A 23,447-nucleotide genomic window follows, 5' to 3' on the forward strand; every position below is an offset into this window, starting at 1 on the left:
GGAATGTCATATGAAGAAAACCATGAAATCTGCGATGAATCTTGTTCTTGCAGGACTGCTCACGCTCGGGTTAACAGCTTGTGGATCCAGCTCGGGAGGCTCGCAAGCCGGCGGCCAAGCTGCAGGTAAGAGCGACTCCGATTCCAAGAAGCAGGTTACACTGGACTATGTTTGGTTTACGGACGGTATTGAAGGCGACGTGATGAAAGGGATTATTGGCGATTATGAAAAACAAAATCCGAATGTAAAAATCAACCTCATCGAAGTTGCTTTTAAAGACCTGCCGACGAAACTGAAGACGATGATTTCCGGTGGTCAACCGCCTGCACTGGCGCGTATTACCGATACCGGGATGTTTGCTAACCAAGCGTTGGATCTGACGCCGTATGTCGGCGATGCCAATAGCTTTACGTCCCAGTTTGTTGATTCTATCAAGCCGTACTATGTGATGGACAACAAAATTGTCGCTGCACCCATGGATGTAACCGCTAACGGGATGATCTACAATAAGACGCTATTCGATAAAGCAGGAGTCAAGGTGCCTACCTCCAAGGATGACATCTGGACATGGGATGAATTCACAGCGGACCTTAAGCAAGTCATGGATAAAGGCGGAGCCAAGACAGGTATGGTCTGGGACGTATCGCCTCACAGATGGTCGACTATGCTGTATCAATTTGGCGGCAGCATGATCAGCGAAGACGGTAAAAAAGCTACGATCAACAGTCCGGAAGGCGTACAGGCGCTGGAAGCCTTTGTAAAGCTTCACAAAGACGGTATTATGCCTCCATCCGTATGGGTAGGTAATGAGAATCCGAACAACTTGTTCCGTTCCGGTACGGTAGCCGTTCATATGGCAGGAAACTGGGTGCTCAGCAATTACAAGGACATTACGAACTTCGAGTGGGGCGTCACTTACATGCCTAAAGGCAAGATCCGTTCCTCCGTTCCAGGCGGCAAGTACGTGATGGGCTTCAAAGGTACAGGTGTAGAAAAGGAGACTGCGGAGTTTATTAAATATTTGTCTTCCAAAGATGTAAACGCCAAGTTCACCAAGGATTCACTGTTCATCAGTCCTCGTAAGGACAATGCAAAACTTGACTATGCGTTCGGCAAAGAAATGTTCGAAGTGTTTGCAGATGAGCTGGCCAATACAACACCTCTTGCTGCGAACGATTGGTCCCGTCAAACTCTCATCCCTAAATTTTCTACCGATTTGAAAAACAATATTATTGATGCTATCACGGGCAAAGCGACAGCGAAGGATGCCCTGGATAAGACGGCCAAACTGATCGACAAAGCGATCAGCGAGCAAAGCAAGTAAGCATGAGAGGAGGGCTGCCTACCGGCAGTCCTTCATTCATGTTCAGGAGAGCAACATATGTAGGATATAGGACAACATCGGTGCTAATCGGTAACAACGGTTGTGCTAAAATTTGATCAAGCGAATCCATTAAGCAAGAAGGAGCGGCACATGGCGCATTATCTCCATTTTTTGACGAACACGGCACTCAAGCGGGAACGCATCTACATCCGCCATCAAGCTGCGGAATGGCAGGACAGCTGGCCGCTGCATGCACATGACGGCTATGAGGTGTACTTATTCCATCAAGGCAATGTGAATTTGATTGTTGGGGACGAATTGTACCAGATGCAGCCGGGCGACATGCTGCTGTTCAGCGGAGATGTGCTTCACCGGCCGAGTCCGATGGAAGATGTGCCGTATGTTCGAAGCTATATCAATTTTACAGCGGATTATATTCAGGAAATGGCTGGCGAAGAGTTGTACACGAAGCTGATCAGCCTGTTCGGCCATCCGAATGGCTTGCTAATTCGTTGGGATGAGGAAGGTTTACGCGACATGGACCATCACTTCTCCAATTTGTTTCACGAAAAGGATAAGGAAGTGATCGGCAATGAATTCATGCTGCAGAGCCTTATGGTCCAGCTGCTTTTGAAAATTTACCGCAGATCCAAAGAAATGTATGCGCTCTTGACGGCGCCGACCCAATCGCAAAAAGAGACCAACGTTCGCCGCATACTCCAGTATCTGAATCAGCATTATAGAAGCCAGATTACACTCGAGAACCTGTCCAAGGAAATGCATGTGAACAAATATTATATGTGTCACTCTTTTAAAGAAGTAACAGGGGTTTCTATTCATAATTTCATAACGCGTAAGCGCATTGATGATGCGAAGAAACTATTAAAGCTATCGGACGAACCGATCGGATTCATGTCCGAGCACCTCGGCTTTACGAGTCCGGTACACTTCAGCCGCATGTTTAAGCAATATGCCGGGGTCTCGCCGCAGACATACCGCAAGATGCAGCAGAATTAAGCCCAGACTGCAAATGATCGTGACACTAGGAATGAAGGGAAGACGACCATGATAACCCACAGCAATTATGCAGCTTATGCTCCTTTACAACTTCGGCACCAGGTGATCAACCGTTGGCTCATCAGCGGGATTTTAACCCGCAATGTTCGGTTTGAACCGATGACGATGGAAGGCGATATCAATGATTGGCTAATCAAGGGATTTTCGATTCATGAGAATCCTTGCCGTAAAGAATTCGTCGACGCTCGGCGTTCTTCCTCACCGGAGCTGCCGTTCACACAGGCCCCGGTCATTGGCGATACCGTGTCGCTATGGAGCTCTGAGGCGAACTGGGACATTTACTTCCCATGGGGAAATTCACGGGTAGAGGAATCCGGCTTCTACTATGTCCCTACACACATGCTCAGATACGCTTACACCGTCGTGGAAAGTCCTACTGCGCATAAAGCGGTATTTAACCTGAAAACGTGCGGTTCCGTAGCGCTCTGGGTAAATGGTCGTCAGGTATGCGATTTCACACCGTTCACTAGAAACATAGAACAGAAGACGCAGGTAGAAATCGAGCTGGCAGCTGGCGCAAATGAGTTTATTGTCTGCCATGAGGACTTGGCTGAGCGGGATACGCTCTATCATTATACGCTTGAATATACAGGCCCCGAATCGCTGGAAATCCGCATTCCGCTTACGGAAACGGAGAATGCCGAAGCGGTACTAGCCATGGAGGATGCCTTCCATCGGGCTTACTTTCCGAAAGACAGTGTAACCGACGGCGAGATCACGATTCAGTTCGAGAAGCCTTTTGCCCATCCGGTTTCATTTGATGTAAGCTACAGCAGCTTCTTTAGCGGCAAATCCACGCTGAAGCGGGAGCTTGGGGCAGGCGCAACCAGCTTGGTGCTGGGGCATACCGATCATTTTAGCATCGACTATAAATACTTCGAAGTCAGCACGGTTGTGGGCAAAGCGGCTGTCCGCAAGCTGTTCGGCATTGAGCTGTTTAATAGCAGCTTCCAGCCAAAAAATAGCGAAGCCATGACAGTTAAAGAACGCAAGCAAATGGCTCTCGGTTGTGTGGCAGCGCTCGGTATTCCTAATATTCATACGGCCATTGCGAATCTGAAAACCGGGGGTTCCCCGGAACAATCCCGCGGGATGATTCTGAATGGACTTGTCGGTATTCAAGAAAGACGCGACTGCGCTGACTTCTATCTAGTAGCTCTATTCCGTTTTTGGAAGGATTACCGCGATAGCGGGTTGTATGGCGAAGATTTCTGGGCTCAGGTTAAAGAAACGATGCTGGGATTCCGTTATTGGATCGATGAGCCGGGAGACGATGTCATGTGGTTCTTCAGCGAAAACCATGCGCTGTTGTTCCACACCTGCCAGCTGCTCGCAGGTCAATTATTCCCTGAGGATACGTTCAGCAATAGCGGCGAAACCGGGGCTCAACGACAAGCCAAGGCAGAGCTGCAGTTGACGGACTGGTTTGAGCGATTCTTGGCCGAGGGACTGGCTGAATGGAACTCCAGTGCCTACATCCCGATAGATTTCCTTGGATTGATTCAGCTTTATGATCTGGCTGAGCTTCCCCAGTGCTGCGCGAGCAGGCCAAGAAGGCTATGGATCTGCTATACAGATATATGATGGCAGAGGCGCACGACGGATATTTGTCTTCTACATTCGGGCGCAGCTACGAGAAGGAGCAGCTCGGCAACCATGCGGCGGGCACGACATCACTCATTTGGGTGGGCTATGGCGTGGGCAACGTGAACAGCACCTCCTTTAACGTATCGGTCTACTTATCGGAGTACGAGCCGCCGCAGCAGTTGGCAGAGCTGAAAAAGCTAAGCCCGCATGAGGAGCTCGAATTTCAATTAGAGCAAGGTAAGGACGGCTACGCTAAGCTGATTCATTACCGTACGGACTCATTCGTCTTGTCGAGTATCTCCGATTTCCGCGCTGGTCTTAAAGGCTATCAGGAACATGTGCTGCAATTGGCGTTCTCCCCAGAAGCGCAAATCTGGGTCAATCATCCAGGCGAGATTTACGCCCACGGTTCAGGACGTCCGAGCTTCTGGGCTGGCAACGGCTATTTGCCGAAGGTTGGGCAGTACAAAGGATTGGGAATCCTATTATTCGATATTCATGAAGATCACGATGCCGATTATACGCATGCCTACTTCCCGACTTATGCGTTTAGCCGGATTGAATACAGCGGATCATGGGTTTTTGCGGAGCGAGAAGGGGCCTACGCTGCCCTATACGCTGCAGGAGGACTTGAAGAGACCCAGCGCGGAATTAACCGTGGTCGTGAGCTAACTTCGAAAGGTCGCCGCAACGTATGGCTGGTTACAGCAGCGGATGCACAGGATTTCGAATCCTTCGAGCAGTTTATGGCAAGCATGCTGAATGCGCCATGTGAGGTTTCGGTTGATTCCTTGCAAGTACAGCTGACGGATCCCAGATATGGAGAGGTGCGTTTTGGCTGGCAGGTGCCGCTACGCGTGAATGGTCAAATCGTGGAAATTGGCAATTGCGGAGCCGAAGGCCGATTGGTTCGCCAAGCTAGGGAGGTAATCTCGAAATGAAACAAGAGACAATTCTAAGTGCGATTAAGCGTGTATCTGGTGCCATGAAGTCTATGAAAAACGAAGGCTTGGACGAGATTTATCCGATCGGACTGATCGATATTCATCTGTGGGAATGGCCTCAAGGCGTTGGGCTCTACGGGATGTACCAGTATTATGAGGAAACGAAGGATGCGGGCACGCTGCAATTTTTGCAGGACTGGTTTGATGCTCGTCTTCAAGAAGGCTTGCCGGAGAAGAACGTCAATACTTGCTCACCGCTGCTGACTCTGATCTCCTTGTGCGAGCTGACAGGGAAAGAAGCATACATTCAAGTATGTGATGAGTGGAGCCGCTGGATTATGGATCCTAAGAACGGCTTGATCCGCACGGGAGATCAGGCGTTCCAGCACATGATTACAGGGGATGCGAATGATGGGCAAATTTTGATCGACACCCTGTTCATGACCGTGCTTTTCCTGACAAAAGCCGGCGTCTATTTCAATCGTCCGGAGTATGTGGAAGAAGCGAAGAAGCAGTTCCTGATTCATATTAAATATTTGTATGATCGCCATTCGGGGCTGTTCTTCCACGGCTGGGATTTCAATGGAAGACATAATTACGGAGCTGTGCGCTGGGGACGCGGCAACGGCTGGTATACGTGCGGTATCGTCGATTTTCTGGACATGGTCCCGCTGGAGGAAGGCATCAAGCAATATCTGCTGGATACGATGCGCAGTCAAGTTCAAGCGCTCACCTCACTTCAGACAGAGGACGGCATGTGGCATACAGTGTTGGATGATTCGTCGTCCTATGTGGAGACATCCTGTACGGCCGCATTCGGCTACGGCATATTGAAAGCTGTGCGTAAAGGATACCTGGAACAGGAGTACCTGCCGGTTGGCCGTAAGGCGCTGGAGGCTGTCCTGGAGCGAATCGACGTGAATGGCGTGGTGCAGGAGGTGTCCTACGGGACGCCGGTTGGCAACGACGCGCAGTTCTATAAAGACATCCCGATATCCCCGATGACTTATGGGCAGGCGTTAACCCTGCTGATTTTGATGGAAGGCTTGCGTTATACGGGCGAGGCCCAATAAGCATGAGAGAATCGCGTCATTCCGATAAGGGGTGGTGCGATTTTTTGTATACGGGAATCAACCTCACGTGATTGCCCTGGGACCTTTCGACATGGCTGCGTAGTCGCCACCATTCATAGAACTAGGAAGCTGCGCCTGCTGATTGGGATTATTTATTTTTCCGTTACAGGGTTTAGCGCTTTTCGAGGTCGGGCGGCATGGAACCATTTCGAGAAAAGGATACAAATAAGAACAATATCCACGATGTCACCGCCGTAGTACATGATCATACTCCCGAGCTCTGCTTGTGCAGCTGGCACACCTGAAGGCGGGTGGGCATATAGGTACTTGGACAAGATACCGTGAGCAGATAAGGCGATAAGCAAGACCAGCGATCGATATAGAAAGCTTGTGCGGTGAGGTGCAGGGTCTATACTGACCATGGATGCTGTGAAGAGATACCCTGCTAAGAAGATATGCACGTGTACCCCCGTATGCCCAATAGTGCTTCGATGCATCCAACTGTATATGTCGGTTGTATAGAGTAGCCAGAGACCCCCAATATGGAGGGTAGAGGCTGTGAATGGGTTATGAAGTAATCGAAAGGGGCTGCTCTTCAGCAAGCGGGATAGTCCCCGAGCCTGTTTCAAACTAAGCGTTCTGAATAGAAGAGTCATTGGCGCTGCGAGCATCAGGAGGAGTGGAGCCAGCATGCCTAGTAATAGGTGGATGATCATATGATCCGCAAAATCAGTGTGAGCCCGGCTTGCCAAAGGTCCCGTAACAGATAAAGCTATACACCATATGCCGAGCATCCAGCACAAATAACGATGTGGCGGGAACGGTTTATAGCGCTTTCCGGATATAACTGCCAGAATCCTATATGTAAGGATGACTATTGCAAATGGGAGCGCGGAAAGGAAGATAGATAGAGCTCCGTAGCCATGATTATGAGGGTTCACGAAAAGTTCCCTCAGCTTCCTTCAGCTTTTTGCCGGAACGATTTATAAGTACCAAGCCGGTAACCATCATACCGATAGCAAGAGTATTCCATACGATATCGTACACGATGATATTCTCCACATACCTAATTTGGTGCAACCGCATCAACTTATGCTGGACGGTTCCGTCATAGAGTTGAAATAACCCGCCACCGAGCAAGATGCCTCCCAGCCATCGCTTCACGGACCAAGCGTTTCGTCTGCGAAGATCGGCGAGTATGAACAAGCCTCCAATAGTAGCAAACCAGCTGAAGGCATGAAACAGACCGTCAGAGACTAAGCCCATATCGGTCGTGGATTGATCGTAAAAGTGATGCCAATGCAGCAGCTGATGAAACAAGGTCTCATCTATAAAGGCAACAACACCTACGCCAAATAAAAATCCCGACCACAGGTTGCGCCTTTGGTATCCAGCTTCTTCACTGTGTATCTGTGTAACAGCCATACAAATGTTCCTTTCAGAATAGAATGAGCTCCGCGTTCTATCCGCCATTGTGTCCAGATTTTCAAGTGATAATCACTTGGATCAAAAACCCGGCGCTGCGCTGTTACAAAAAAAGAGCCTGAACCGGCTATCACAGCCATTCAGACTCTTTTGGCGTCACATGAGACACCGATTCACGAAAGAAATTCTCAGCTTACGCGTGATGAATGCGGGGCATCAGCAGCGGTTCTTTGCCCAGCTCCGCCCAGATATATTTCAGCAAAAGTTGAGATTTCAAGGCAGCATGCTCCGGATCGTTCCATAGGTTGCGCAGCTCGCCCGGGTCCTCCTGAAGATCGAAGATTTCCCCGTAAGTTTGGTTGTAATAGACGGTGATTTTGTACCTCTCATCGACATAAGTCTTCTGATGGATGGTCGTAGGCTCATGGCGAAATTCGCAGATGGCGTGGTCTCGTGCTTGATCTTTACTTCCGGTCCATACCTCCCGTTGATCGACACCCGTCATCGAATGAGGAATAGGAATACCGCAGAAGGACAAGAAAGTAGGAGCAAGGTCGACCAGCGATTGGATCGAATCGGATACCTTGCCGGCTGGAACATGCCCAGGATACTTGACGATGAAAGGAAGCTTGATCAAATCCTCATAGTGGAAGCCGCCCTTGGCCTGCAGACCATGCTGTCCGAAGAAGTGGCCGTGATCGGTCGTAAAGACGACGATTGTGTTGTCCGCTAGCCCTAGCTCCTCAAGGCGGTCGAGGATTTTACCAATATATTTGTCCATCATGCTGATCATGCCGTAATAGACCGCGACCAGCTTTTTCTTATCGTCATCCGTTAACCGGAACTTATCTCCGTATTCATAATAATGATGGGAACGGTATCCGTGTATGCCGAAGCCGGTTTCCGCTAGGTCGCTGAAGTCCGGGTGCTCCTCTTGCGTTTTGCCGAAGTGAGGAGGGTTCTGATCATGCTCTCCAAGCACCATCGATGGAATCGTGAGCGAATCCGGATCGTACATGGTATCCCAAGGCTCCGGAGCTAAATATTCGGGATGAGGGTCAAAGAAGCTTGCCCACATGAAGAACGGCTCCTCGGAGGCTTGGTATTCCGCGAGCAGCGCATTCGTACGTTCTGCAATCCAAGTATTATAGTGATATTTCTCCGGTATCGGCCATTTGTAAGTAAGTGACGGATCCATCGTGCCCGTAGGCGGGAGGAAATAGTCTCTCCAGTTCGTGCAGCCCTGCTGCTCCATCCATAAGGCATAATGCTGCCCGACATGGGATTCGTTCGTATGATTTCGCGCCAGCTCTACATGATCGAAGCCGTAGAACGGTCCGTGAAAGGTTTTCCAAAAGTCTAAATCCTGAAGAGTCGGGTACGCTTCAAGCGACGGATACTCCTCCGTAGATTTCAAGGGCTGAAAATGCGCTTTACCCACTAAAGTGGTGCGATAGCCCGCTGCTCCGAAATCTTCTCCAACGGTGTGCCTGTCTTCCAGCAGCTTCGTACCTAGTGTCCAGGCGCCGTGCTGACTCGGATACATGCCCGTGATCATCGAGGATCTGCTAGGTGTACAGGTAGGATTGGGGCAATACGCCCGTGTGAATGTGGTGCCCTCGCGGATCAAACGATCCAGATTGGGAGTCTGAATTTCCTTATTGAAAGCTCCAAGCGTATTCCAGTGCTGTTGATCGCTAGTAATTAACAAAATGTTAGGTGACTTCATCGTAATCAATCGCCTCCTCTTATGATATTATAGGAAATATGGAAATTATAGAATGGCATATTGTTGTATTTGGCTTATCATTTTGTTAGATTTGGCAGGTGAATTGGGTGCAAGATTTCGATTATGAGCAAGCACATTTTGTCTACTATACGCCGCGTAAGCTGGATAAGGACAGCCAGATTTGGCCGGTACGCGCAGGAAGCAGCCAGGCGAATCCGAATTACCGGGTCGGTCCAAAACGGATCGATGGCTATAGTCTGCATCAGATTCACCAGGGGGAGCTGTGGCTGGAGCATCAGGGGGAGCGGATAAGTCTGGTCGAGGGGGATTTGTTTTGCTTATTTCCGGGGATTACCTACCACTATGGGATCGCAAATCCAGCCTCTCCCCTTCGGCTAAGCTGGATCGTGATCGACGGACCGCGCGCAGGAGGGCTTCTGGAGCTGGCAGGCCTGAGGGCGGATAAACCCTATACGCATCTAGGTAAACCAGATCGCATAGGTGAGATCATGGAGTGCATTCGTGTGTTGATGGGGGAAGCGGGAGGCTGGAGTGCCCCGGTTTGTCTGGAACTGCAGAGTTTGCTGTTCCGCTTGTTTGCCGAATCAGCGCCTGAAGAGGAGCCCATCAAGGAGGACGAACCTGCCGGGTGGATTCAGGAATGCATCCGTTTCATGGAGCTTCATGCGGCGGAAGGGGTATCGGTGCAGCAAACGGCTTCTTTTGCGGGCGTACACCGGTCCTATTTCACTAGTGTTTTCACCCGAGAGGTAGGGATATCACCACTCAGCTACTTGCAAAAAATCCGCATGGAGAAGGCGCAGCGGCTGCTTCGGGATACGGACGCCACGATTACCGAGATTGCGTTGTCGCTTGGCTATCCGAACTTATTTTCATTCACGCGCGCGTTTAAAAATTACTGTTCCGTTTCGCCGGGGGTTTACAGGACGATGTAGGGGGGATGGTGCGGTGTGATTTTAATTCATGTCCAATGAATGAATGTTCTTTTTCTTTGCTTTCCCCCTTTTCTGTGACCGCCATACTGCCCAAGCACTAATCCCGTAGAGCAGTGCGCTTGTATAAAATAAGGCGTCAATCGTCAACCAATCGATTAAATATCCACCGGCAATGACGGCAAATCCTGAGGCGACGGAAGTCCAGAAGTGAAAAGATCCGATGAACGGTCCCCGCGAACCATGTTCTGTCCGGTCGGCGATTAAAAGCCGCTCGCTCATCTTTTGCATAGCATTGCAGACGCCCATAATCAATTGAAGGACAAGCACCCACGTATAGGACATCACCATAGGAAAAGCCAACATCGTCACCATCATACCAAGTGAGCTTGCTATGAGCATCCGTATCCCATGCCGATCCAGCGTCGCCCCGAGCCATTGTGCTGCCGCAGCGGAGCTAACCGTAAATACCGCAAATGCAAGCCCGTATTTGGAGTAACTGTTACCTAAGTTTTTTAAAAACAGCAAATAGTAAGGATAAATCATTCCAGCTGCCAACGTAACGATACTTTGTGATCGAATCAGCCATTTTGCATTCATGCAGGCCTACTCTCCTTTATAATCCTCGTAAAAATAATTCATGAACAGATGAGTCGGATCGTACTCGTCCTTCTTCCTGAAAAACAACTCTTGATTCGGGTAGGCCAAGCGAAATTGCTGCAGGCTTGGATAAGCAGCGTAGGGCAAATAATAAGTTCCGTGATGCTTGATAACCTTATCCAAGATGTGTTGAATGCTATGTTTAACCTGATCCTGTCCTTGATCCGAGAGCGGAACATTGAACAAACAAACCAGCGCAAACATATTATCCGTTGCATAGGACAGCGTCGCTTCTTGATCTTGATTCACGTACCGGACCGTAATGTTTAATAGATTTAAGTCCTCCTCACGCAAAATGGTCCTCATATCGTCAACGAAGCCTGAGAACTCGTGAACGGGGATAAAGTATTCCTGAAGAAGGTCATTCTTTTCCGGTTGCGTATACTCCATAAAGGCAGATTCGGAACGCATCGCATTATTACGGCTGACGGAGCTGCCTTGTTGCTTGGAGAAAATGGGTTCTTGTAAGTTCCAGAACACGTTTTTCCCCCAAGAGAAGGAGCGATTGATGTTAAACATTAGCTTCGTCAAGGTAACCCACTCTTCTCGAGTTTTGAGCTGATCATGACCTTGCAAGGGGACATTGCGATCGATTTGATAATTGATCGCGTACATATCGGTAAGAAAGCTCTCTGGAGCCACGGAAATTCGCGCGATATGCATGTGAATGTCGGGGTTGGCTTTAACCTGATTCATAAAGTAGGCAGGATATTCATCAACGTTCGTTTTGTCTACTTTCGTGGTGTACATTTCATTATCCGTAAGTGTTAGGGTGACATCCAAAATAATTCCGAATAACCCGTACCCGCCAAGAGCTAGCGGAAACAAGTCCGCATTTTCCGTCCGGCTTACCCGCTTGATTTGGCCGTCTGCAGTCAACAAATGAAACGACTCTACGCTCTTGATCATCGAACCGTTACGTATGTCCCGGCCGTGGGCGTTAATGCTGATCGATCCTCCGACGGTAAAAATATTTTGGGATTGCATCGTTTTAATCGCTAACCCGTATGGATTAATCGCATTCTGAATATCATTCCAGGTGGCACCTGCTTGAACCTGAATCTTTTTAGCATTCGGATCGATAAACAAGATTTTATTAAAAGAAGTCATATCAATGACAATGCCGTCTTTATAATACGTATGCCCGCCTTGGCTATGACGCTGCCCGGAAATCGATATCGTCAAATGTTTTTGCTTGGCTTCCTTAATAAGCGATACAAGCTGCTCAATTTCTTGTCCTTTGACTACTCGTTCTACTTTTATTGGATGCAGACGACTGTAATCGGTTATCGTGTATGGATCTTGGTCGGGGGAATTCGTATGAATGAATTCAAGCATGCATAGCGCTGCAAGAATCGATAACGCGATTCCTTTTTTCATTTGCATAGCCAACGAGATGCTGCTCCTTTCTCCTGTGAAACGATGATATTCAATTCGCCGCTATAGGGAGATATCCTTTTCGTAGAGGGATGCAGTTATGGAGATCGATCTGAACCGTGTCTTTCATTTATTGTGATAAATTATGGATAAATAATAGGTTTAGGTTAAACCAATTCATAGGGAGATTCAAAAATTACGCAGGAGGGATCGAAATGAAAATAGAAGTATATAGAACGCAAACATCAGAAAAGAATGACTGGGCACCAGGATGGGAGGCCATCAATGGAAGGAATAATTAGAAAGGCTCTACCTGCAGAGGCGGATACCCTAAGCGATATTGCCTTTAGGTCAAAAGCATATTGGGGGTATGACTCGGCATACATGTTGCTTGCTAAGAACGATTTAACTATAAAGGTAGAAAACATTTCGGGGAGTTGGGTTTTCGTTATCGAAGCCCAGAACAGAATTAAAGGTTTTTATGAGTTAAGGGGAAGCTCAAATGATGAAGCGGAATTATGTTGGTTATTTGTTGATCCGAATGCAATTAAGTCGGGCTACGGGAAACGCTTGATGAAACACGCTATACAAGTAGCGATGGATAACGGCTTTCCATATATTCGAATAAAGAGTGATCCGAATGCTGTGGGATTTTATGAAGGATTCGGGGCAGTAGTAATTGGAGAAGCTTCTTCGACTGTGCGACCTGATTGGAAGCTCCCCATTATGAGGATGCATCTTAAGCAGACCTCACGTTAAAGATACGATATCGCTACATAAAACAGCGGCAGTTCAGGACGTTTGTTGGTCCATGGCTGCCGCTGTTTGAATGACTGGATGTCAGTCGTATATTCATTTGGTAAACGCGTGATTAACCTATCCGACCGCGAGCTGCTCTTGATTTGGAATAATCAGAGACGGGTATCCGTGGGCCTTTATTCACAGTGACGCCACCTTTAGTTTCCTGCATCTCTTTGTTAGAGAGTTCTTGCTCAAGATCGTTTATCTCGATTACTTTTTCTGTCTTGTGGTCTTGCTCAACCGTCTTTTTATCTTCTGACAATGTAAGCACCTCCTCCGAAATGGTATGAATATAATTTTAGCATAAGAAGAATCTTTCGAAATAACCCAAACGGGGTATTTTAAAAGGGAGCGAAATAACGTTTGGGGGTCTGGGCATACACAGGAGAGAATGCCCAAAAAACCACTAGCGATATGGTTCGCTAGCGGTTTCCGAAAACTTAATTAAACTACAAATCAAGTGAATTACTTTAAGCTCTCTAATGCTTTTTTGATAGAGGGGCTCAAGCTATAAGTCTTAATGATGGTTTCGATGGCTTCAGCACGCGTTGCTCCGCTGTTTGGGGCGAACGTATGATCACTCGTACCGTCAAAGATGCCCAAAGCAGTTGTCTTCTTGATTGCCTCTGTACCGTAGGCTCCATCTAGATCAGTAAATTGAACCTTCGATGTATCTTTTTTAAGGATATATGCATTCAAAACACGAGTGATCATGAGGGCCATTTCTTGACGGGAGATGGTCTGTTCCGGTCGGATCGTACCGTCCTCATATCCAGTTAATACCCCAACAGCTACTAGTTTCTTGAGGTTATTCGTAGACCAGTGACCGTTAATATCGCTAAATGCTGCGAAATCTTCCTCTTTGAAAGTTACTTTTCGCGAAGCCATACCAACAAAAGCACGGTCGATCATCGCTGCAAATTCAGCACGTGTGATCTGATCATCCGGCTCGAAGCCTCCGTCAGGATATCCATTAAGAACGCCAAGCTTTGTTAGCTTTTCAACGGAAGGGAGAGACCAGTGTCGGTCAACGTCATTATACTTCAGCGCAACTAGGTTACCGCCTTTGCTGAGTATTTGAGCCGTTCTAGCTTCAACTCCAGTGATCACATTACTGTCACTATTCACAACACGACTTCTGAAAATATCGTTAGGGTCTTGGTATTCGTCTGAGCCCACTGTTGTTGGCGCAGGCTCTAGCGCTTTAGAACCATCTTCTGTTTTGGTATCTTCTGGATCTGTTGGCACTGGTGATGGGGCAGATTCAGATGATGAATGTTTCTTTTTAGGGGGCTGCTCGCCATAAACATACAACGTGATCGTTCCTGCATTGTAGCTTTGACCCGAAGGTACGGAAACACTTTTGTAGCTGTCCACGTATCCATAGGCACTTGCTGTAACCGTCTGAGTCCCCGATGGAACGTTACTTAAGGTGAATGCACCTTCAGCATTGGTAGTCGTGCTCTTTTGACCGATTTTAACAGTAGCGCCATAGACCCAGCCGGTTACTTCACCATACACGCGGCCAGTAACCGTGCCGGTTGTTTGGCCACCATTTCCTAGTACAGTATGTACGTAGACCTCGGAGACACTATTAACCGTACCATTTCTTCTATCACCGTAATATTTAGCTGTGAGCGGATGGTCTCCAGGTGCTAGATTGGTTGCATTAAAGCTAGCTCTCGCATATCCATTTGAAATACCTTGCGGCTCCATGGCAAGCGTAGCTAATTCGGTGTCGCCATCCATCAGCACTACAGCGCCGGAAATCTCTCCAGAAGTCCGGGGATTTGTTTCTGTTTTGATACTAATATACACAGGTACCCCGTACATGGAGGGGTTATTATAAGTTTCTACTGTTGTCACAGTTGGTCTTGCTGTAGTAGGTGCTACATCCGTGGCTACTGTTTGTGTAATTGCGCTAGATGTGGTACTAGGGCCGTACGAGCCGTTTCCGCTATATTCAGCTGTAATTTGATGATCTCCGACAGTCAGGCCTTTCGCAGCGAAATAAGCTTCATTAAAATGACCTGGATCTCCGCTTATGGAAGCTGTGCCTAGCACAGTATTTCCTTCCTTAAATGTCACTGTACCTGTTACATCACCCCAAGCATGAGGCGATATTGTCGCCATAAAGGTAGCAGGTTCTCCATCTAAGGATGGACTGCCTATGCTTGAGATGCTAATTGTTGTACTGATAAGTGCAGGTGTTGAAGTATCGTCTGTTGGTGGTGTGGCAGCGGTTGCGATGGCCGCCGGTACAGAACTAAACATCAATGCTGTTACTAGTACAGCGCTGAACTGTCTTTTAAAATTTGAAAACATTCCACATACATTTCCTTTCATGATGAATTGCTCGGTTTGTTGCCGAGCCTTCTAAGTTGGTCCCTGAATTGACTACGGGCTCCTTTCTATTAGGAATAGTTGAAACGCAACAGAATATAGTATCGTCATCATATGTCGAAATTTGAATATCAAACTCGAAAAAAGTCGAATAATAACAAGGTGCTGTCTTTTAAGAATTAGCCGGCATTTGTTGGCCTATGGTTTATTCGAAGCAACAGAACCTTGGTAAGAGGTCAAATAACTAGCCATTTTTTGTAATATTAAAACAACATTTTTAAATGCTGTTTTTTTCTTGTACGTTCTATTTTTATAGAGTTATAATAGTCCCAAAGGCAGTTCTTTGGGTGTAGAACTTAAGGCATAGATTAGATGAATTGGAGGTAAATTGTATATTGATAGTTTTTTAATGAACAGAATGAATTCTTTTCTGCTTCCTGCATAGTTTAGAATGATTAGCAATCTACCCCAAAAGCTATCGCCGATAAAATCATTCGTGGTGCAAGTCCAAATTTAGTAATTTCCTTCATCGTATGTCCCGCTCTCAAATCCCTCCAGACTAGTTAACTCCTTCAAAGAATATGGGAAATGAATAACAATTTTATGGATGAAAGCAAAAAAAGTAAACGAATTATCTAAGCATTAAATTCCACAGCAGTACTTAAACATCTACGACTTCCCTAACTAGAATTCTGCTTGTTAGTTTCCTTTTTGGCGTTCTCTACTAGATTTATGAATATTTATTCTGAGAAAATCCAGTCCTTAAGCCAAGGTAAAGGCAAGAAGGCCTTGGATGTATTCATGATGTGAAAAATTTTTTTGCTGTCTAAAATGTGTGATATTTGCTGTGAGGTGGAGAGATGTTTAAGAGATTCCCTGCAATAATAGTATTTTTGCTTGTGTTTACTTTGCTACAGCCTATATGGGGTGTACAGAAGGCGCAAGCAAGTGGAGAAGTAGTGAGGTACGCCAATAAGGATGTATTTATTGATAATACTTTCACATACCCAGGGGGGTACAGTGCGGCACAGTTCGTTCCAGGTGGAACAGATATTAAAGTGAACGCTGTGGGTCCTGATAATGAATTTGATAATCAGAAGACAGCTATTAATTTTGACCAATTGAATAACGGTATGCCGTCTACAATTACTTCGGTGACGTTAAGGGTCTTCATTCCTTATGTATCTGTTATTCAGAATTCTGCTACGAAGCAAGAGGTTAATGTAACTGTTGATGCATCAGACAATACATCTTGGTCAGTAGATCTCGGGGGTAATCCAGCGAACTTTCCGACAAATAATAATGATGTTCTGTTAAATTCACTTCCAGAAAAACGTGTTGCATACGACACAGGTGCCATTGATGCATCTACTGTAGATACAACTTCTATAGGCTGTATACCAGATACAAATACTAACGCCCCACTTTTAGGATGCTTGAATTTTGATGTGACAGATTATGTAAAGGATAGAATCATAAACAAACATGTTTCAGATATTACCTTCTTGTTGACAGGGATTCCTCAAAACTCATCGCAAAAAAAGAAAGCATATTTTACGATATATCCATACGAAAATGCAACCTATAAGCCGCAATTAATTATTGCAGGCGTGACGGATACGACGCCTCCTGTTGTCACTGGGGTGACAGAAGGTAGTAGCTACAGTAACAACAGGACAATCACATTTGATGAGGGTACGGCGACATTGGACGGCTCGCCGTTTACAGGCGGCAGCGTGGTGAGTTCGGAAGGAGCCCATACTCTAGTCGTAACGGATGCGGCAGGCAATACGACAACGGTGAACTTTACGATCGACAAGACAGCTCCGATTGTCACTGGAGTAACGAACAGCGGATTGTATAACGTGGATAAAACCATCACGTTTAATGAAGGCACAGCCACATTGGATGGCTCAGCGTTTACGAGCGGCAGCACGGTGAGTGCGGAAGGCGCGCACACGCTGATCGTAACGGATGCGGCAAGCAACGTAACGACAGTGAACTTTACGCTCGATAAGACTGCGCCGACGGTAACGGGAGCGTCGAACGGCGGAAGTTATAACACCGATCGCACAATCTCATTCAGTGATGGAACAGCGACGCTGGATGGTTCAGCGTTCACAAGCGGTGGTACAGTGAGCGCAGAAGGCTCTCATACGCTGGTCGCAACGGATGCAGCGGGTAACAGTGCGACGATCACGTTTACGATCGACAAGACAGCGCCAGTCGTCACGGGCGTAACGGACAGTGGCTTGTATAACGTGGATAAAACCATCACGTTTAATGAAGGCACAGCGACGCTGGATGGCTCGGCATTTACGAGCGGCAGCACGGTGAGCGCGGAAGGTGCGCACACACTGATCGTAACGGATGCGGCAAGCAACGTAACAACAGTGATCTTTACGATCGATAAGACGGCGCCGACGGTAACAGGAGCATCGAACGGGGGGAGCTACAACACCGATCGCACAATCTCATTCAGTGACGGAACGGCGACGCTGGATGGTTCAGCGTTCACAAGCGGCAGTGTAGTGAGCGCAGAAGGCTCTCATACGCTGATTGTGACGGATGGAGCGAATAACAGTGCGACGATCACGTTTACGATCGACAAGACAGCACCTGTCGTCACGGGCGTATCGGACAGTGGATTGTATAACGTGGATAAAACCATCACATTTAATGAAGGAACAGCGACGCTAGATGGCTCAGCATTTACGAGTAGCAGCACGGTGAGCGCGGAAGGCGCTCACACGCTGATCGTAACGGATGCGGCAAGCAACGTAACGACAGTGAACTTTACGATCGATAAGACAGCGCCGATGGTAACGGGAGCGTCGAACGGCGGAAGTTATAACACCGATCGCACAATCTCATTCAGTGATGGAACAGCGACGCTGGATGGTTCAGCGTTCACAAGCGGAGGTACAGTGAGCGCAGAAGGCTCTCATACGTTGGTCGCAACAGATGCAGCGGGTAACAGTGCGACGATCACGTTTACGATCGACAAGACAGCGCCAGTCGTCACGGGCGTAACGGACAGTGGCTTGTATAACGTGGATAAAACCATCACGTTTAATGAAGGCACAGCGACGCTGGATGGCTCAGCGTTTACGAGTGGCAGCACGGTGAGCGCGGAAGGCGCGCACACGCTGATTGTAACGGACGCGGCAGGCAACACGACGACGGTGAACTTTACAATCGACGTGACAGGGCCGACGGTAACAGGAGTGACAGACGGAGGAATCTACAACACGGATCGTACGGTTACACTGAGTGACGGTACGGCGACGTTAAATGGTTCAGCATTTGCTAGCGGAGACGCAGTAAGTGCAGAAGGTGATTACACGCTGGTCGCAACAGATGCGGTGGGTAACAGCGCGACGATCACGTTTACGATCGACAAGACAGCACCTGTCGTCACGGGCGTAACGGACAGTGGCTTGTATAACGTGGATAAAACCATCACGTTTAATGAAGGCACAGCGACGCTGGATGGCTCAGCGTTTACGAGTAGCAGCACAGTGAGCGCGGAAGGCGCGCACACGCTGATTGTAACGGACGCGGCAGGCAACACGACGACGGTGAACTTTACAATCGACGTGACAGGGCCGACGGTAACTGGTGTATCGAACGGAGGAAGCTACAATACGGATCGTACGGTTACACTGAGTGACGGAACGGCGACGTTAAATGGTTCAGCATTTGCAAGCGGAGACGCAGTAAGTGCAGAAGGTGATTACACGCTGATCGCAACAGATGCGGCGGGTAACAGCACGGCGATTACGTTTACGATCGACAAAACGGCTCCGGTCGTCACGGGCGTAGCGGACAGTGGCTTGTATAACGTGGATAAAACCATCACGTTTAATGAAGGGACAGCGACGCTGGATGGCTCAGCGTTTACGAGTAGCAGCACAGTGAGCGCGGAAGGTGTGCACACGCTGATCGTAACGGACGCGGCAGGCAACACATCGACGGTAAACTTTACGATCGATAAGACGGCGCCGACGGTAACTGGTGTATCGAACGGAGGAAGCTACAACACGGATCGTACGATTACACTGAGTGACGGAACGGCGACGTTAAATGGTTCAGCATTTGCAAGCGGAGACGTAGTAAGTGCAGAAGGCGACTACACGTTGGTCGCAACAGATGCGGCGGGTAACAGCGCGACGATCACGTTTACGATCGACAAGACAGCACCTGTCGTCACTGGCGTAACGGACAGTGGCTTGTATAACGTGGATAAAACCATCACGTTTAATGAAGGGACAGCGACGCTGGATGGCTCAGCGTTTGCGAGTAGCAGCACAGTGAGCGCGGAAGGTGCGCACACGCTGATCGTAACGGACGCGGCAGGCAACACATCGACGGTAAACTTTACGATCGATAAGACGGCGCCGACGGTAACTGGTGTATCGAACGGAGGAAGCTACAACACGGATCGTACGATTACACTGAGTGACGGAACGGCGACGTTAAATGGTTCAGCATTTGCAAGCGGAGACGCAGCAAGTGCAGAAGGCGACTACACGCTGGTCGTAACAGATGCAGCGGGTAACAGCACGACGATTACGTTTACGATCGACAAGACAGCACCTGTCGTCACTGGAGTAACGGACAGTGGCTTGTATAACGTGGATAAAACCATCACGTTTAATGAAGGGACAGCGACGCTGGATGGCTCAGCGTTTACGAGTGGCAGCACGGTGAGCACGGAAGGCGCGCACACGCTGGTCGTTACGGACGCGGCAGGCAACACGACGACGGTAAACTTAACGATCGATAAGACGGCACCGACGGTAACTGGTGTATCGAACGGAGGAAGCTACAACACGGATCGTACGATTACACTGAGTGACGGAACGGCGACGTTAAATGGTTCAGCATTTGCAAGCGGAGACGCAGCAAGTGCAGAAGGCGACTACACGCTGGTCGTAACAGATGCAGCGGGTAACAGCACGACGATTACGTTTACGATCGACAAGACAGCACCTGTCGTCGCGGGCGTAACGGACAGTGGATTGTATAACGTGGATAAATCCATCACGTTTAATGAAGGCACAGCGACGCTGGATGGCTCAGCGTTTACGAGTAGCAGCACAGTGAGCACGGAAGGCGCGCACACGCTGGTCGTTACGGACGCGGCAGGCAACACGACGACGGTAAACTTAACGATCGATAAGACGGCACCGACGGTAACTGGTGTATCGAACGGAGGAAGCTACAACACGGATCGTACGATTACACTGAGTGACGGAACGGCGACGTTAAATGGTTCAGCATTTGCAAGCGGAGACGCAGCAAGTGCAGAAGGCGACTACACGCTGGTCGTAACAGATGCAGCGGGTAACAGCACGACGATTACGTTTACGATCGACAAGACAGCACCTGTCGTCGCGGGCGTAACGGACAGTGGATTGTATAACGTGGATAAATCCATCACGTTTAATGAAGGGACAGCGACGCTGGATGGCTCAGCGTTTACGAGTAGCAGCACAGTGAGCGCGGAAGGCGCGCACACGCTGATCGTAACGGATGCGGCAAGCAATGCGACGTCGGTAAACTTTACGATCGATAAGACGAAGCCGACGGTAACCGGTGTGGTTTACGATTCAAGCTATAACAGTGATGTAACGATCACGTTTAGCGATGGACCAGCGACGTTGGACGGTTCAGCGTTTGCAAGCGGAAGTACAGTGAGCACAGAAGGCTCTCATACGCTGGTTGTGACGGATGCGGCAGGCAACAGCACGACGGTCACGTTTACGATCGACAAGACGGCTCCGGCTGTTGACGGAGTTACGGATAGTGGATTGTACAACGTAGATAAAACGATCACGTTCAATAAAGGTACAGCGACGCTGGATGGCTTGCCATTCACAAGCGGCAGCACCGTGAGCGCGGAAGGTGCCCACACGTTGATTGTTACAGATGCAGCAGGCAACACGACGACGATCAACTTTGAGATTGATAAGACAGCTCCAACAGTAACAGGGTTTGTTTATGAATCAGGTTACTACAATAGTGACCTAACCCTCGAGTTTAACGAAGGTACCGCAGATCTTAACGGTAACCCTTTTACAAGCGGCAGCACCGTGAGCGCAGAGGGCACGTATACGTTGATCGTAACGGACATGGCGGGTAATAGCACAACGAACACCTTTACGATCGACAAGACGGCGCCGTTGGTCACCGGAGTGTCAGAGAATGGGCTTTACAATGTGGATCAAACGATCTCATTTAATGAAGGCACAGCAACGCTGGATGGATCGCCATTCACAAATGGCAATGCGGTGAATGTGGAAGGTGAACATACATTAATCGTAAAGGATGCAGCAGAAAACTCCACGACCATAAATTTCAAGATCGATAAGTCTGTCCCAACAGTAACAGGAGTCGTATACGGCGGAAGCTATAACCACGACGTTACGATCACATTTATGGATACAACTGATACAATTACAGCTACATTGGATGGCTCATCATTTACAAGCGGCAGCACCGTGAGTGCCGAAGGCACACATACCCTGATCGTGACTGACGCAGCGAGCAACAGCACGACAGTTGCTTTTGAAATTGATAAAAAAGCACCGGTGGTGACAGGTGTTGCTGAGCAAGAGTCGTATAGAGAAGCAACGATTACTTTTAATGAAGGTACAGCTACTTTAGACGATGCTCCTTTCACAAGCGGAACCACAATCACTCAAAAAGGCTGGCATACACTCGTTGTGACCGATGCGGCTGGCAACAGCACAACGGTTACGTTCAGGATTAAAAACTCATCGGGCGGCTCAGGTTCCTCTGGAAACGGATCTGATAACGGCAACAACGGAAACAACGGAAACAACGGCAACAACGGAAACAATGGAAACAACGACTCGGTTGAAATTATCGTTAACGGCGTTCCACAGGGCCAGTTGGCTACAGCGAAAAGTACCACCAATGAAGCCGGAAGAAAAGTCACCACGATTACAGTAGATGAAGAGAAATTAAACGAGAAGCTCAAGCACGAAGGAAAAAAATCTACTGTGAAAATTGTTTTCACGAAGGATTCCGATCAAGTATTCGGGGTTCTCAACGGTCAAATGGTCAAAAACATGGAGAATCAAGAGGCAATTCTACAGGTTGATACCGGCAGCGCATCTTACTCGATCCCCGCAGAAGAAATCAAGATTGATAAGATTTCATCCAAGCTTGGCAGTCAGGTGGCACTAAAGGATATCGAAGTAAAAGTAGAAATAAACAATTTATCTTTGAGTACGCCTATCGTAGTCAACATGAATAGAAAGAACGGCGGCTTGACGATTATTGCTCCTCCAGTAGAATTTAAGCTTACGGGCAGCTACAAGGGCAAGCAGGTAGAGATAAGTGAATTCAATGCTTTCGTGGAGAGGACCATCGAGATTCCGGATGGTGTGGATCCGAAAAAGATAACAACAGGTGTTGTCGCAATGCCCGACGGGACACTCGTTCATGTACCAACCAAGGTTATCCATACAAATGGGAAGTATTATGCCGTCATTAACAGCTTGACCAACAGTGTTTATTCCGTCATTTACAATAACAAAACATTTGCTGACGTAGAGCAGCATTGGTCGAAAGCAGATGTCGATGACATGGCGTCCAGACTGGTGATCAACGGCGTAGATGATACGCATTTTAATCCGGATCAAGAAATCACCCGGGCTGAATTTACAGCAATCATTGTACGTTCACTTGGACTGCGACAGTCTCATGAAGCTCCTGCATTTACGGATGTGACACCAAACGATTGGTTCTACACGGCAGTATCCATTGCACAGGAATATGGCCTCATTCAAGGATACAGCGTGTCGGAATTCGGTCCTAATCAATCTATTACTCGTCAGGAAGCCATGGTTATTATGCAAAGGGCGCTTCAGATCGCAGGTAAATCCAACGGATTAACGGAAGATCGGGTAAATGCTCAACTTAGTCAGTTTAGTGACCAGAATGAATTTGTAGATTGGGCAAAAAGCGCGGCGGCGCTATGTGCCCAGCTGGGTATCGTTGAAGGCAGTAGCGGGCTTGCACGCCCAACCGACAATATCACCCGGGCGGAAAGTGCAGCCTTAGTTAAAAGAATGCTGCAAGCAGCTGAATTAATCTAACATGAATCGTGTAAAAACTGGG

16 protein-coding genes are annotated in these 23,447 nt (G+C 48.2%); 9 read left to right on the plus strand and 7 right to left on the minus strand.

Annotated features, from left to right (window positions below; translation table 11 throughout):
- Positions 1–10 precede the first annotated feature (10 nt).
- The 5 genes from L0M14_RS00530 (at position 11) to bglB (ending at position 6,005) form a co-directional block, all read left to right on the plus strand.
- A complete protein-coding gene (locus L0M14_RS00530) occupies positions 11–1,324 on the plus strand; it encodes an ABC transporter substrate-binding protein (protein ID WP_235120183.1) in 1,314 nt (437 codons plus the stop codon).
- Between the two features lie 150 nt (positions 1,325–1,474).
- Positions 1,475–2,341 (plus strand): helix-turn-helix transcriptional regulator, encoded by an 867-nt coding sequence (locus L0M14_RS00535; protein ID WP_235120184.1) that lies wholly within the window; start codon positions 1,475–1,477, stop codon positions 2,339–2,341.
- A gap of 48 nt (positions 2,342–2,389) precedes the next feature.
- Positions 2,390–3,985 (plus strand): hypothetical protein, encoded by a 1,596-nt coding sequence (locus L0M14_RS00540; protein ID WP_235120185.1) that lies wholly within the window; start codon positions 2,390–2,392, stop codon positions 3,983–3,985.
- The gene (locus L0M14_RS00545) at positions 3,961–4,929 is read left to right on the plus strand and encodes a hypothetical protein (RefSeq protein WP_235120186.1); all 969 of its coding nucleotides are present in this window, start codon (positions 3,961–3,963) and stop codon (positions 4,927–4,929) included. The genes L0M14_RS00540 and L0M14_RS00545 overlap by 25 nt, the downstream gene beginning before the upstream one ends.
- Positions 4,926–6,005: a beta-galactosidase BglB gene (bglB, locus tag L0M14_RS00550; protein ID WP_235120187.1), complete on the plus strand. Its 1,080-nt coding sequence runs from the start codon at positions 4,926–4,928 to the stop codon at positions 6,003–6,005. Before L0M14_RS00545 ends, bglB begins: the two co-directional genes overlap by 4 nt.
- A gap of 152 nt (positions 6,006–6,157) precedes the next feature.
- Here bglB and L0M14_RS00555 read toward each other — a convergent pair whose 3' ends face one another.
- The 3 genes from L0M14_RS00555 to L0M14_RS00565 all read right to left on the minus strand — a co-directional run bounded on the left by L0M14_RS00555 (position 6,158) and on the right by L0M14_RS00565 (position 9,159).
- A complete protein-coding gene (locus tag L0M14_RS00555) occupies positions 6,158–6,946 on the minus strand; it encodes a cytochrome c oxidase assembly protein (RefSeq protein ID WP_405030812.1) in 789 nt (262 codons plus the stop codon).
- On the minus strand, positions 6,933–7,430 hold the full coding sequence (locus L0M14_RS00560; protein WP_235120188.1) for a DUF2243 domain-containing protein: 498 nt from the start codon (positions 7,428–7,430) through the stop codon (positions 6,933–6,935). The genes L0M14_RS00555 and L0M14_RS00560 overlap by 14 nt, the downstream gene beginning before the upstream one ends.
- A gap of 193 nt (positions 7,431–7,623) precedes the next feature.
- On the minus strand, positions 7,624–9,159 hold the full coding sequence (locus L0M14_RS00565; protein ID WP_235120189.1) for a sulfatase family protein: 1,536 nt from the start codon (positions 9,157–9,159) through the stop codon (positions 7,624–7,626).
- Between the two features lie 107 nt (positions 9,160–9,266).
- Between L0M14_RS00565 and L0M14_RS00570 the strand changes: the two genes are divergently transcribed.
- Positions 9,267–10,115 carry a helix-turn-helix transcriptional regulator gene (locus L0M14_RS00570; RefSeq protein WP_235120190.1) on the plus strand — a complete coding sequence of 283 codons (849 nt, stop codon included), beginning with the start codon at positions 9,267–9,269 and terminating at the stop codon, positions 10,113–10,115.
- A 21-nt stretch (positions 10,116–10,136) separates the two neighbouring features.
- On the opposite strand, the gene L0M14_RS00575 is transcribed toward L0M14_RS00570, so the two are convergent.
- A complete protein-coding gene (locus tag L0M14_RS00575; RefSeq protein WP_235120191.1) occupies positions 10,137–10,712 on the minus strand; it encodes an MFS transporter in 576 nt (191 codons plus the stop codon).
- A 6-nt stretch (positions 10,713–10,718) separates the two neighbouring features.
- A complete protein-coding gene (locus L0M14_RS00580; RefSeq protein WP_405031013.1) occupies positions 10,719–12,152 on the minus strand; it encodes an FAD-binding protein in 1,434 nt (477 codons plus the stop codon).
- A 282-nt stretch (positions 12,153–12,434) separates the two neighbouring features.
- Between L0M14_RS00580 and L0M14_RS00585 the strand changes: the two genes are divergently transcribed.
- A complete protein-coding gene (locus tag L0M14_RS00585; protein WP_235120192.1) occupies positions 12,435–12,908 on the plus strand; it encodes a GNAT family N-acetyltransferase in 474 nt (157 codons plus the stop codon).
- Positions 12,909–13,020: 112 nt separating this feature from the next.
- Here L0M14_RS00585 and L0M14_RS00590 read toward each other — a convergent pair whose 3' ends face one another.
- Positions 13,021–13,212, minus strand: coding sequence for a hypothetical protein (locus tag L0M14_RS00590; RefSeq protein ID WP_235120193.1), 192 nt, complete (start codon positions 13,210–13,212; stop codon positions 13,021–13,023).
- 203 nt (positions 13,213–13,415) lie between these two features.
- Complete coding sequence (locus tag L0M14_RS00595) at positions 13,416–15,083, minus strand: S-layer homology domain-containing protein (RefSeq protein WP_235120194.1); 1,668 nt, start codon at positions 15,081–15,083, stop codon at positions 13,416–13,418.
- Positions 15,084–15,120: 37 nt separating this feature from the next.
- Here L0M14_RS00595 and L0M14_RS00600 point away from each other — a divergent pair, with 37 nt between their 5' ends.
- Complete coding sequence (locus L0M14_RS00600; RefSeq protein ID WP_235120195.1) at positions 15,121–15,330, plus strand: hypothetical protein; 210 nt, start codon at positions 15,121–15,123, stop codon at positions 15,328–15,330.
- Between the two features lie 823 nt (positions 15,331–16,153).
- Positions 16,154–23,425, plus strand: coding sequence for an S-layer homology domain-containing protein (locus L0M14_RS00605; protein WP_235120196.1), 7,272 nt, complete (start codon positions 16,154–16,156; stop codon positions 23,423–23,425).
- Positions 23,426–23,447 lie beyond the last annotated feature (22 nt).

Source organism: Paenibacillus hexagrammi, from assembly GCF_021513275.1.
Taxonomy (GTDB): Bacteria; Bacillota; Bacilli; order Paenibacillales; family NBRC-103111; genus Paenibacillus_E; species Paenibacillus_E hexagrammi.